Consider the following 13481-nt stretch of genomic DNA (forward strand, 5'->3'; position numbering starts at 1 on the left):
CTGGTACCCAAAAGCCATTTAGGCCGCTTTAGCGGAACTGGAATCTGAGCGGCCGCCTTTCAGTAGCAACCACAGAGCGACAACCAGTATTGCCCCCTGAATACCAACACCTTGCCAAGTCGGGTAGATACCCAACCAGTCAAAGCTGAGATTTACCGGCAGCGGGGAAATCGCAATCCACGCCGCTTCTTGCAGCGCCGCGACAGCCTTGCCCGCAAGAACAAATGACAACGCCAACAGTAAATAGGTCGTCATGGAGAAGAACTTGCCTATAGGCAAGCGAGCAGAGAAGCGCACAAAGGCAACGCCCAACACAACCAGCAATATCGCACCGGCAGCGAGCCCCCCCCATAGGGCGCTGTACTGACTGGAAGCTGTTTGCACCAATAGGGCCTGGTAGAACAGGATGGTTTCAAAAATTTCGCGGTACACAGCGACAAATGCGAGACCGGCAATGCCCCACAGGGCGCCAGCGCTAAGGCTGCGGTTGATGCTGTTCTGGATATATTGCTGCCACTGATCCGCCTGGGTCTTACTGTGCATCCAGAAACCCACGTAGAAGAGCACAACTGCGGCCAGAAGCGCTGCAACCCCTTCCATAACTTCCCGGCTGGCGCCACTGATGGAAACCAAACTCTGTGCGGCAACCCAAGTAACAACACCTGCGACCGCGGCACTGATCCAACCGAAGTGAACAAATTTCAACGCATCGCGACGACCGGATTTTACCAGGATCGTTGTCAGTGCAATCACAACCAGCAGCGCCTCGAGACCTTCGCGCAGAAGTATCACCAAGCTGGCAATAAATAGTGCACCCGCAGAGAGAGTTGTCTCCTGCATTAAAGATTCGGCGCGCCCGAGTTGCTCAAGAATTACCTGTACCTGAGCCCCGACTTGCTCGGGGTTACTATCGGCATTCAGCTGACTGCGCAGCCCGAGCAGCTCCCGCTCAGTGGCTTTACGCAGATCGGCGTCGAGGGAATCCAGAGAACTCTCCGCCATCTCAAAACCGTCCAGGTAGGCACTAATAGCCAGGGTGCGGGCGTGATCGTAGTTACCTTCCTGGTAGGCCACCAGGGACTTTTCCAGTTGCGCACGGGCTATCTCAATCGGCTGGCTACTGAGGCTCTCCTCACCAGTAAAGAAGGGTGTGGGGTCGGCACGCAGGGAAGCAACTGCCGCGCCGGACAGTTCCGGGCGATCACTCTGCAGCACATTGGGGCTGTACATCACGATATCCTGCAAGCTCGGCTCAACGCCTTCGCCCTCCCCCGCTTCACCTTGGAAAGCCAGGCCGCCAACATAAAATGCCAGGGACCAGCGCTGCTGCTCATTCAGGTTTTTGAAGGCGGTCATTGCAGTGCCATCGATACCGTTACTGATAGCATCGTAAAGGCCCAGCAGGGAGCGATTTTCAGCGCGCTCCAACTCGTAGAAGTTTGTCGGCGCCGGCTCCAACTGTGCCGCTAAGGGGCCATCCCCTTTACCCTCGATACCATGGCAGGTAACACACTGCGCCTGGTAGATAGCGCGACTCTCATCCACATTCAGCAATGCAGTGGGCAAAGATAGCGCGGGGGCGATAGATAGTAGCCCCTGACGCAACTTGGCGGTATGCGCTTGCACTTCCTGCACACTGGCCTTGCGGAGAATCGCCGCTTGCAACGCATCCGCCTCGGTGCGGATCATCGCCGCTTCAGGCGACTCTTGCAGTTGTGCGCCGCGATCGATCAGTACCGAGGCGAACTCCTGCATCTCTGCAAACTCATCGTCACTAATGATCTCCCCGTCTGCCACCGCTTCCGGGTAATCTACACCGATGTACTCTGCCATCTGCATCAGCTGGCGCAATTCCTGCTCTGAAAGACCGGAGGCCTGGGCTTGGACGGGTAGAACCGTAATGGCCAGTAGCGCCACTAGCAGGCGGGCCAAGTGTAAGGTGAGGCGCATGGAGAATCCTTTACTGTTATTGCAAAAGGGTTTTATCAATCTGGCGCATAATATAATTGGTAATCATTCTCACAATAAAGCCTGCAAAAGGGCTACTCCCAAATAAAGCAGTTGCAAAAAAGGTTGCGCACAACTAAATTTAGCAAAATACAAACCTTCGAGGCTCTCCCAATGACCGATCTCTACTCAATTCCCGTGCAAACCGCTGATGGGCAAAAGACCACTCTGGCCGATTACAAAGACAAGGTGGTGCTAGTTGTTAACACGGCCAGTAAATGTGGCTTCACCAAGCAATATGCGGGCCTTGAGGATTTATATAAAAAATACAAAGACCGTGGATTTACCGTCCTGGGCTTTCCCTGCAATCAATTTGGCAAGCAGGAACCCGGTAGCGATGAGGAAATTCAGGAGTTTTGTGAACTGAACTTTGGAGTCAGCTTCCCCGTCTACGCCAAGCTGGACGTCAATGGCGATGAAGCTCACCCGCTGTTTGTGGAGCTCAAGAAACGTGCGCCGGGCCTATTGGGAACCGAGGGCATTAAGTGGAATTTCACTAAGTTCTTGATCGGTAAGAATGGCGAGAATGTTAAACGCTACGCGCCAAAGGATGCACCGGCATCCCTGGAGACAGAAATCGAGCGTATGCTCTGATGGTTGTCTGTGATGACGATTCCGGCGAGCTGGCACTGAACCGCCAGCTATGTTTTGCCCTCTACGCCGCATCCCGAGCCATGACCCGCGCCTACCAGCCGATGCTAAAGGAATTGGGGATCACCTATCCGCAATATCTGGTTTTAATGGTTCTGTGGGAGTGGGCCAACACCGAGGCGCCATCGGAAGAAGAGCAGAGCGTCAGTGCACTGGGGCAGAGGCTGATGCTGGATTCCGGCACCTTGACCCCGCTGCTTAAGCGGATGGAGCAAAACGGCCTGGTCAAGCGCCGCCGCAGCAATCAGGATGAACGGATAACCCTGATCACTGTGACAGAGGAAGGCCTTGCCCTTAAACCAAGAGCCAGAGAGTGGGTGACAGCACAGCTGGACAACAGCCGTATCAGCCGCAGCGAGGTAGAGCAACTACACGGAGACTTGTGGCAGTTTCTGCATAAATTGACCGATACCACCCTTTAATAGCGGACCCCATTGAAACCCTCAGTGGGGCAGCCCTTCAAAAACAGGATATAAACACTAAAAAATAGCCATCGGCGAAAACAATATAACAAAACAAGAAAATAATACGCCAATATTAGGATATACATTGACCTCTCGGTTGATTCCGCTTCATAATGCCCTGAATCCGACCTAATGCGGAAACTGTTGTATATGAAGACTCCATTTATCACTCAGCGCCAGTCTTTTCTTGCCCTAGCTTTCTCGCTACGACTGCCCCTGCGCGGCATATAATTTTTCTCCCCCCCACCCCCAACAGAATTCCAAACTTTATTTGAGCGATGCATAGACAGCGGCAAGGCCCCCTGTTTAGCCTCAAAGCAAATAAGGAGAACAAACGAAAATGAGCACAAAAAAAGATAAGTTAGTCATTTTTGATACCACTCTGCGCGATGGCGAGCAGAGTCCTGGCGCCTCTATGACGAGAGAGGAAAAAATTCGCATCGCCCGCATGCTCGAGAGAATGCGTGTCGATGTCATTGAGGCTGGATTCGCGGTAGCCAGTCCCGGGGACTTCGAGTCGGTCAAGGCCGTCGCTGAAGCCGTTACCGAATCACGGGTTTGCAGCCTGGCCCGAGCGGTCAATGCCGATATCGTGCGCGCTGGCGAAGCCCTGAAGAATGCCAACGCCTCGCGTATCCACACATTTATTGCCACTTCTCCAATCCATATGAAATACAAGCTGCAAATGGAACCGGAAGCGGTGTTGCAGCAGGCAGTGAAAGCGGTTCAAACAGCGCGCAACTTTACCGACGATGTGGAATTCTCCCTCGAGGATGGCAGCCGCTCCGAGCCGGAATTTATGTATCGCATCATCGAAGCGGTTATCGCGGCAGGGGCCGGCACTATCAATATTCCCGACACCGTTGGTTACGGGGAACCGGAAGAGTATGGGGCTATGTTCCGCCGTGTTATCGAAAACGTTCCCAACTCCGACAAAGCCATCTTTTCGACCCACTGTCACAACGACCTGGGCCTCGCCGTTGCCAACTCCCTGTCAGCCGTGATGAACGGTGTGCGCCAAGTGGAATGCACCATCAATGGCTTGGGAGAGCGCGCCGGTAATGCCTCCCTGGAAGAAATCGTTATGGCAGTACAAACCCGCCAGGATCTCTACCCGGTAGAAACAGGGCTGGATACCAGCCACATCGTGCCCACTTCGAGAATGGTGTCGTCGATTACCGGCTTCCCGGTACAGCCCAACAAGGCCATTGTCGGCGCCAACGCCTTTGCCCATGAGTCCGGTATTCACCAGGACGGTGTTCTGAAACACCGCGAGACCTACGAAATCATGCGCGCTGAAGATGTAGGCTGGGGTCAAAACCGCCTGGTTCTCGGTAAACACTCCGGCCGGGCTGCCGTCCGCGCCCGTTACGAAGAGCTGGGGGTAGATTTCGCCGATACCGAAGAATTCCAGCAGGTATTTGCCCGCTTTAAAGACCTCGCCGATAAGAAGCATGAGATCTTTGATGAAGATTTGCACTCTCTGGTGAGCGGAGGCGAGTCCCCAGTGGAACGGTTCCAACTGAGCGACCTGGATGTGCGCACCAAAATCGGCTCAGCCCCCCAGGCCTTTGTCAGCCTCACCATTGACGGAGAGCCCCGACAGACTGAAGCCAGCGGTGGCGGCCCAGTAGATGCCACCTTCAAAGCTATTGAACAGCTGGTAAACAGCGGCGCCGACTTAAAACTTTATTCTGTAAATGCGGTCACCCAGGGAACAGACTCTCAAGGGTCCGTTACAGTGCGCCTGGAAAAAGACGGCCGTCTGGTCAATGGCGTTGGCGCAGATACAGATATCCTGATTGCCTCAGCACAAGCCTACATGGATGCGTTAAACTTGCTCGCCAGCAGTGAGAGTAAGAAACAGGGCGTATAAGTGAACGAGCTTCAGCGAGCGGAATATTTATCAGTACTTGGGGTTCCAAGCTATGTGCCCCGATTCGTATTGCCGCTCGCACCCGATCCTCGCCAGGCCGAACTGCCTCCCGCCGAAGAAGCTGCTGGGACTCAGCAGCCTCCGGTTGCAAGTGGAATAGCTCAAAACCCACTGCCCCACTCAGCAGATCAGATAATCACCCAGCCGGTGCAAAGTCCGGAGCGCAACGCCCGTGTGCTAGATGAAATAAGCGCTCTCACCGACCAGGCAAAACGCCCACAAGAGACGGTGGCAGTGACGCCGGCTCCTGTTGCCCCCCCCCAGCAAAGTGTTAAACCTTTTGTTTTGAACTGCTGGCGTATTGGGGAGGAACTCCTGGCCGTGGACAGCCACGAGCCCGGTGCAGCGCTTCCCCTGGAAGCCCTGTTCAACAATATTCTCCGCGCCTTGCACTGGCACCAGCTCCCCCGGCAACAGGAGCGCCTGCAATGGCCTTTAACAGAAAATCGCTTTGGTCCTGCCGAAGACGCCTCACAGGCTCGCGATACATTCTCCAGCTGGTTGGAGGCCTCTTATTCCCGTATGCCGGTTAAATCCATCTGGCTGATGGGCAGTGAAGCTCAAGACTTTTGCACTCCGATCCCATTGGAAAGCCAGGTTGTCGAATGGCAGAAGGCCCGCTTAATTAGTATGCCCAGCCTCTCGCAACTACTGCGAGCCCCCGAACTAAAACGCCCCCTGTGGAACCTGTTGCGCACTAGTTACCCGACTGAAACCCGCGCAGAATGACCTATTTAAATTACACTGAGCTACAGTTGCGCTCCGCCGATGCCGACGACTGTGCATCTCTGGCCCAGTTGGCAAAAAGTGCCCACAGTCATCCGTGGAGTGAAGCCCAATACCAGCAGAGTCTCAGCGCCGGCCACTACTGCTGGGTCCTGATCCAAGGGGATGACATTATCGCCTGTTGCGTGATCAGTAGCCTGTTTGACCAGGCAGAAATCCTGGACATTGCCGTATCCCCAGCGCGACGCCGACAGGGCCTCGCCGAGGCACTGCTGAACAGCGTGAAAACGGAATTGCCCAGCGAAATTGAACGAGTTTTGCTCGAAGTGCGGGTATCCAATCTCGCTGCGCGCTCCCTCTATCGCAAACTGGGTTTCTCTGAAGACGGGATACGCAAAAATTATTACCCCGCGCAAAATGGCATGCGCGAGGACGCTGTACTCATGAGTCTCGCTCTGAATGACACTCAGTCGTAGAATGAGCCTCTCATTCGGAATTCCCGCCTTACCGACAAGGCCTTGAACGGCAGGCAGCCACTCCTGCTCTGTAACACTATTCCCGACTTCCCAACCCCCTCGTTGGATTGACAAGAGTTATACATGTCTCTATCAAAAAGCAGCCCATCACTGCTGGAAGGTTCAGTTTCCAGTCACTTACAGAGACTGGCACTACCCATGGTCTGGGGAATTCTCGCCGCCATGTCCTTTAATATCGCCGATACCTATTTTGTCTCCCAGCTGGGCGATGGCCCCCTGGCGGCGATGAGTTTCACCTTCCCGGTAGTGATGGCCATAAACAGCTTTGCCATCGGTCTCGGCGCAGGTACTTCTTCGGCTGTGGCCCGGGTTTACGGCGCTGGAGATATAAAAAACGTTCGCCGCCTGGTAACTGACGCATCTGTACTGGCACTGCTGATTGCTATTGTGATTACTGCAGTCGGCCTGGCCACCATGCGCCCTCTATTTGAGCTGCTGGGCGCCGGCCCCGATATGCTTCCACTTATTGCCGATTACATGATCCCCTGGTATCTGGGAACCATCTTTGTCATTGTCCCGACCGTCGCGCTCGCCGCTCTTCGCGCCATTGGTAACAGCGCGGTAACCGGCCGTATCATGGTGGCGGTAGCCCTGCTGAACCTGATTCTCGACCCCATTTTGATTTTTGGGCTTTTCGGCTTTCCCCGACTTGAGCTCCAGGGAGCAGCTATCGCTACGATTATCGTGCGCGCCCTGACCTTTATTGCTGCACTCTACTTCATCATCAAAAAAGAACACCTGATGACAGCCCCGCAATGGCGGCTGAGCGGCCTACTCGAATCCTGGCGCAAAGTGTTGGCTGTCGGGCTTCCGGCTGTACTCACCAATGTCATTATTCCCGTATCGGGGGGTGTTGTCGTTGCACTCGTTGCCGTGCACGGCGAAGACGCCGTCGCGGGCCTGGGAGTCGCACTCCGAGTAGAACCCCTGGCACTCATTGTGTTTTACGCGCTTTCCTCTGTGGTCGGCCCCTTTATGGGACAGAATGCCGGGGCGGAAAAGACCGACCGCCTACGGGAAACCGTGAGCGTATTGGCAAGATTCTGCCTGTTATTTGGAGCGGGACTGGCGGTGCTTCTCTACTTTGTTGCAGAACCTATCGTAAGTCTGTTCAGTGATTCCACTGAAGTTCTCGCCGTCGCTGTTGCCTACCTGACCCTGGTACCTCTCAGCTATGCCGGGTACGGCTTTGTGATGTCTGCCAATGCCGCATTCAATGGACTCGGGAAACCGCTGCCTGCAACTGTCATTTCTTTCCTGCGGGTACTGGGCCTATACCTACCCCTGGCCTGGATTGGAAACAGCCTGTGGGGCATGACCGGCCTGTTTGTCGCTACAGCAGCATCCAACCTGATTCTAGGCTTTGTTTCCTGGTGGTGGCTGCGCCGCGATACGCACCAGCGCACAGCAGAGACAACATCCAGCCCCGAGCTGTCAACCAACTGATCAATCTATGGGCCGAATCACTCCTGATTCGGCCCATATCTATCCACCACCCCCCAAAACACAACACAAGGAAATCAGTGCCTTAACAGGCAGCGTACACATTACTTGCCATTTTTGCCGATAACTTCAAATTCCTCCAAACCCCGGCAGACAGCAGCATAGCCCGCCTTCTTCTCTTACTGCGAAACATGGATGGTGATTCGATGAGGCTTCAGGAGATTTCCCCCCTTCAAACCCGCACCCTATTAATCAGCGCACTGACAATACTTCTGGTCTGTGCACCTTTAACAGGGTGCGACAATGACGATTCAGATCCACCCCCATCAGATGACGATACTGGCGATGACAGCAGCCCATGGGTGCTAAATACCGACGATGAACGGGCGCCTTACATCTACGAAAGCAATAGTAATGAGCAGGTCCTGGTCAATGTACAAAGCATCGAAACCGTCACTTTCGACGGCAGGGAATACACTCAAGTCACAGCATCTGGCATCCCGGATTATGAAATTGAAATCACCACTGCTATCTACGACGAGCTAATCAATCGCCCCAAAGCGAGCACCGACTTTGTCTACGGCAGCCCCACGGTACAAATTGGCGATATCGTGAGTTTTGGTCAGGATATCGGCTTTAGCAGCAATCCACATACCTGCTACGCCGAAGCGGGTTTTGGATTCTGGCCGCCGGGCCCTGTCTGCCCAGAAAATGTTTCCCACAACAGCTATTTTCCAACTGAGCCAGAGGTCTCAGAAGAAGCTTGTGAAAGTGGACTCGGACCACAGGGCTATTGGGTCAACGGCACCTCTATCTACCAGTGGAGCGATGGACAGTCCGTGAATGGTACCTGGCATACTCTGGCACCGGTCGCTGAGATGTACGATGTTGATATCTGTGGTGGACACGCTGCTCGGGGAGACTATCACCACCACTTCTACAGCGATTGCCTGGCCGACTTGGTTGGAGACACTGGAGATAGCCACTCCCCCGTCTATGGGTTTACCGCTGATGGCTATCCCATTTATGGCCCTTGGGAGGCCGGTGGTGTACTTGTAGTAAGTAGCTGGGTCACTAGAGACTATGACGATGCCGACTCTACCAGCGGCTGCAGGATTGCCGGTGAGCGCAGTTGTTTACTGGTAGATGAATACGATTTATCACAGGGCACAAATACACTTGCCCAATCCGGCCCCAGTACCAGCGATACTTTTACGTCCCTATCAGGCAATCTTTTTCAAACCACCAGCGGTTTTTTTTACGAAGACTATTACTGGGACTCCAATTTGACCAGTCAGGAGGGCGCTTATCTGGATCAATACAATGGGCACAGTGACAGCGAGCGTGGTTATCACTACCACCTAACGGTAGAGCTGAATGATGAAGGGCAGCTGACACCATCATTTCCCTATACCTTTGGGCCCCGCTTTTACGGCAAACTTGATGACCAGACAATTGTGAACGTTTGCTCCGATGAAGTCGGCGGAGGTTTTCCCCCTGGCCCACCGCCCATGTAGCTAGGCCAGCAGAAAACAGCTTACCTATATCACCTATAAATCATTGATAAAGCCCCACGCCAGCCTGGAACCGGTTAAAGCTTCCAGACTGGCGACTCTCCCAAATACAGTCTCAGAATCCAGGCCTCTGCTTTCAGTAGCTGGCTTCACTAGATACAGCCAACCAACTACTAGACCTTTTAGTCAAAAAAATATCGCAAGAATAATATTTTATTTAAATTAAATACAAAGAAAGTCATTAACGAGGTAAGTAATTTTTCAGCAAATAACTTTTTAACTGTTGATTCCGAAAGAAAAGCCATCCTTTTGAACTTACGCACAAACTAAGCAGAAATAGAGAGCCAATTTAACCCTTTGCAAATTAGGTTAATATTTATCCACATTTTCTCCACTTTTATCCGCTAATTTCTGGGCTAACCCCCATCTAGTTCACGGTGTGCTATGAAATTAACGGAAATTTTTGACACGGACCGAAAGTCCATTTTGCCTTATGTAATATCTCTGGTATTGCTTTCAGGCGTACTCCAAGCATGCGGTGGAGGCGGCAGCTCTTCATCTGATTCAGATTCGTCATCTGAAGATACTAGTGACAGCGGCTCAGATTCCGGTGACGATAATGACGATGACGATTCATCAGATGATAGTGACAGCTCAGACTCGAGCACCGATAGCGGGGTTTGGATTCTAAATACTGATGATGAGCGCGCACCCTATATCTATGAAAGTAACAGCAATGAACAAGTACTAGTAAATGTTCAGAGTGTTGAATCTGAAACTGTCGACGGTAAAGAATACACTGTTGTATCAGCAACCGGCATTCCAAATTACACTATCGAAATTACGCAAACTGTTCTCGATGCACTCCTGGAACGTCCAAAAGCATCCTCTGACTTTTTAACCGGCAGCCCCTATGTCAGCGTTGGCGATATTGTCAGTTTTGGGCAGGACATTGGATATAAAAGTAATTCGTCCTGTGGTGCAGAAGCTGGTTATGGCTTTTGGCCACCGGGGCCTGTCTGTCCTGAAAATGTTTCCCATGTTGGCTATTTTCCCGTTGAACCTGAACCTGCAACTGACAGTTGTGAAACTGGTTTAGGGGTACAGGGCTACTGGGTAAATGGAACCTCTATTTATCAATGGAGTGACGGGATGAGTGTTGATAATACATGGCATACACTCGCCCCCCTAGCTGAAGTCTACGACGTTGATATTTGCGGTGGTCACGCAGCAAACGGTGATTATCACCACCATTTTTACAGTGAATGCCTCGCAGAGATGGTCGGCGATATTGGTGACGACCACTCTCCAATTTATGGCTACACCGCCGACGGCTATGCAATTTATGGCCCTTGGGAAAGTGAGGGTGAATTAGCGGAAAGTAGTTGGGCTGTTCGAGATTACGATGATGCCTCATCCGAAAGTGGCTGTGGTGTCGCCGGCGAGCGCAGCTGCTTATTAATCGATGAATATGATATTTCCCAAGGCGTGGAAACTACTTCTAATACTGGCCCAACTACAAGTGATTCATATACCTCCGCCTCCGGAAATGAATTTGAAACAGCTGCTGGTTTTTTCTACGAAGATTATTATTGGGACGAAGAACTTACAGCTCAAGGTGGAGTCTATTTAGATCAGTACAATGGCCATTCGGATGATGAGCGAGGATACCATTATCATCTTACCGTCACTGTCGATAGCGATGGACAATTAATCCCCGCCTTTCCCTTCACTTTTGGACCGCGCTTTTACGGAAAATTGGATGACCAAACTGTTGTCAGCCGATGCTCAACAACCGTGGGGCGGTAACCAATAAAGATAAATTGAGGTAACCTTCTCGTGAAAATTAACGGGTACTTTCTTGCCGGCTCATTAGCCTGGCTAACTGCAGCCAGTGTTGTGGCTCAACCTAATCCCAACTCTGGGCATAACAACGATCAACGTTCGGTTAGGGAAGTACCTGTTCGCAATAGCAATGGAAGAAACTGGCAAAACAACAACTCGATAAATTCAGAAAACACTAGAAATAACACTGCAGATTCCTCCACCGACTCAAGCAGCAATACAGTTGAAGAGGAAAGTCCAACAGATACTACGATAGATAATCCAACAGAAACAACTACCGACGAAACAAGCAATACATCGAATAATAACGAGGACACTTCTTCGGACGTTAACGAAGAGAATTCCGGCTCCTCAGATAATTCGACCATTTCAGGTAACGAGGAAAGCTCGGTAACAGAGAGCTCCGGTACTACCTGGATTATCAATTCAACTAACGAACGCGCCCCCTATATTTACGAAAGTAACAGTAATCAGCAGGTTCTGGTTAATGTGCAAAGTGTTGAATCTGTAACCGTTGCCGGAAAAGAATATACCCGCGTATCTGCTACCGGTATCCCGGACTACCAGATTGAAATAACCCAGGAAATACTAGACGCACTCATCAGCCGTCCAAAAGCCTCTACAGACTTCGTCAATGGCTACCCCTTGGTACAAACTGGTGAGATTGTTAGCTTCGGCCAGGATATCGGCTATCGCAGTAATTCCAGCTGCGGCTCAGAAGCCGGTTATGGCTTCTGGCCCCCAGGTCCCGTGTGCCCCGAAAACGTCGACCATGTAGGCTATATTCCTGCTGAGCCTGAGGCATCCACTGACAGCTGTGAAACTGGGCTCGGTGTACAGGGTTACTGGGTAAATGGAACCTCAATTTACCAGTGGAGTGACGGGCAGTCAGTAAATAACACTTGGCATACCCTGGCTCCCATGGCAGAAGTCTATGACGTAGATATCTGTGGCGGCCATGCAGCTAACGGCGATTACCACCATCACTTTTACAGTAATTGCCTGGCTGAAATTGCCGGGGACACCGCCGATGGCCACTCCCCTATCTACGGTTATACCGCCGATGGCTACGCAATTTACGGTCCATGGGAAAGCACAGGTGTGCTAGCTAAAAGCAGCTGGGCAATACGAGATTACGACGATCCCCGTTCAGACACCGGCTGTGGCGTTGCCGGGCAACGCAGCTGTCTGCTAGTCGATGAATATGATATTGATCGCGGCGTATCCAATACAAATAACACCGGCCCCACTACCAGCGGTAGCTACACCTCTCAATCTGGAAACGAATTTGAAACTCCGGCAGGTTTTTTCTACGAGGATTATTACTGGGATGAAAGCCTGACAGCGCGAGGTGGCGAATACTTGGATCAATACAATGGACACACTGACAGTGAAAGAGGTTATCACTACCACCTGACAGTGACGCAGGATAACAATGGCCAACTAATTCCAGCTTTCCCATTTACCTTCGGCCCGCGCTTTGCCGGCAAGCTGGATGACCAAACTATCGTCAATCGCTGCTCAACCACCGTTGGCCGCTAACTCATATTCAAGCTTGGGAGTAAGAGTTAAATGAAAATGCACAGGTTCTTTATCGCTGGGTCTTTGGCCTGGATTGTTTCAGCCTCTATGACCGCGTATGCGGCACAGCCAAATCCTCACGCGGGCCACAATGGCGATCAGCATCCGGTGATAGAGATACCTCTGCATGTTGCCGCTCCCAGAATCGAACTGGACATGAGCCGCGACGATATGTCCGGCTATAATCTACATATTGACTACGATCGGTTTGAGCTGGAATCCCCTCGCTTTGCCAATGACGATTCTGAGCAGTTTCTGGAGGGGCACGCCCACCTTTACATCAATGGGGAAAAAATCCAACGTCTTTACGGCTCGGATTTACATATTCCCGGAAAATTACTAAAACCCGGTTTTAACCAAGTCACCGTAACTCTCAATGCACACGACCACAGCACCTGGAGCCGCGGTGGAAAGCGAATACTGGCAACCTTATTTGTGCACCTCGATAAGAAAGAGCTTGTATTACACCGCTTTTCAACATCACCTATCGGGGGCAACAAACAAATAGCCAAAGTCAGCCGACCTGATAATTAGATTAAGACCTGGAATTTTTCAAAGAAAGAATTGGAGCTAATACCCAAAAAAATATTTAATTAATAGCCGGCCCACTAATTAAAGGCTACTTAGGCTATTTACAATAAAGCAATAAGATATTTTTGCCTGACTCACGGAGTATCGCTTTTGAACGCAGTGCACAAATCTGAAAAAAATTAAGGCGATAAAGAGGATATAAAATGTAGCTAGCAGGCCATCCACATTTCATTCACTTTTGTGCGCT

At 51.6% G+C, this 13481-nt stretch carries 11 protein-coding genes; 10 read left to right on the plus strand and 1 reads right to left on the minus strand.

Annotation, left to right across the window (positions count from 1 at the left end; translation table 11 throughout):
* Nucleotides 1-18: 18 nt before the first annotated feature.
* A complete protein-coding gene (locus ACJJIS_RS18705) occupies nucleotides 19-1950 on the minus strand; it encodes a cytochrome c/FTR1 family iron permease (RefSeq protein WP_445355086.1) in 1932 nt (643 codons plus the stop codon).
* Between the two features lie 171 nt (nucleotides 1951-2121).
* Between ACJJIS_RS18705 and ACJJIS_RS18710 the strand changes: the two genes are divergently transcribed.
* From ACJJIS_RS18710 to ACJJIS_RS18755, 10 genes are all read left to right on the plus strand, one after another.
* Complete coding sequence (locus ACJJIS_RS18710; protein WP_282934317.1) at nucleotides 2122-2601, plus strand: glutathione peroxidase; 480 nt, start codon at nucleotides 2122-2124, stop codon at nucleotides 2599-2601.
* Nucleotides 2601-3080 carry a MarR family winged helix-turn-helix transcriptional regulator gene (locus tag ACJJIS_RS18715; protein ID WP_445363201.1) on the plus strand — a complete coding sequence of 160 codons (480 nt, stop codon included), beginning with the start codon at nucleotides 2601-2603 and terminating at the stop codon, nucleotides 3078-3080. Before ACJJIS_RS18710 ends, ACJJIS_RS18715 begins: the two co-directional genes overlap by 1 nt.
* Before the next feature lie 382 nt (nucleotides 3081-3462).
* Complete coding sequence (locus ACJJIS_RS18720) at nucleotides 3463-4998, plus strand: 2-isopropylmalate synthase (protein ID WP_475708795.1); 1536 nt, start codon at nucleotides 3463-3465, stop codon at nucleotides 4996-4998.
* Complete coding sequence (locus ACJJIS_RS18725) at nucleotides 4999-5787, plus strand: uracil-DNA glycosylase family protein (protein WP_475708796.1); 789 nt, start codon at nucleotides 4999-5001, stop codon at nucleotides 5785-5787.
* Nucleotides 5784-6260, plus strand: a complete 477-nt coding sequence (gene rimI, locus ACJJIS_RS18730) for a ribosomal protein S18-alanine N-acetyltransferase (RefSeq protein WP_444918962.1) — start codon at nucleotides 5784-5786, stop codon at nucleotides 6258-6260. Before ACJJIS_RS18725 ends, rimI begins: the two co-directional genes overlap by 4 nt.
* A 123-nt stretch (nucleotides 6261-6383) precedes the next feature.
* Complete coding sequence (locus tag ACJJIS_RS18735; protein ID WP_475708797.1) at nucleotides 6384-7766, plus strand: MATE family efflux transporter; 1383 nt, start codon at nucleotides 6384-6386, stop codon at nucleotides 7764-7766.
* A 203-nt stretch (nucleotides 7767-7969) separates the two neighbouring features.
* Nucleotides 7970-9280 (plus strand): YHYH protein, encoded by a 1311-nt coding sequence (locus ACJJIS_RS18740; protein WP_475708798.1) that lies wholly within the window; start codon nucleotides 7970-7972, stop codon nucleotides 9278-9280.
* 441 nt (nucleotides 9281-9721) lie between these two features.
* Nucleotides 9722-11086 (plus strand): YHYH protein, encoded by a 1365-nt coding sequence (locus ACJJIS_RS18745; protein ID WP_444895229.1) that lies wholly within the window; start codon nucleotides 9722-9724, stop codon nucleotides 11084-11086.
* 30 nt (nucleotides 11087-11116) lie between these two features.
* On the plus strand, nucleotides 11117-12664 hold the full coding sequence (locus ACJJIS_RS18750) for a YHYH protein (protein ID WP_444934851.1): 1548 nt from the start codon (nucleotides 11117-11119) through the stop codon (nucleotides 12662-12664).
* 30 nt (nucleotides 12665-12694) lie between these two features.
* Nucleotides 12695-13237 (plus strand): hypothetical protein, encoded by a 543-nt coding sequence (locus ACJJIS_RS18755; protein WP_444895231.1) that lies wholly within the window; start codon nucleotides 12695-12697, stop codon nucleotides 13235-13237.
* Nucleotides 13238-13481: the final 244 nt, after the last annotated feature.

The sequence above is a fragment of the Microbulbifer maximicatervae (SeqCode) genome (assembly GCF_056231245.1).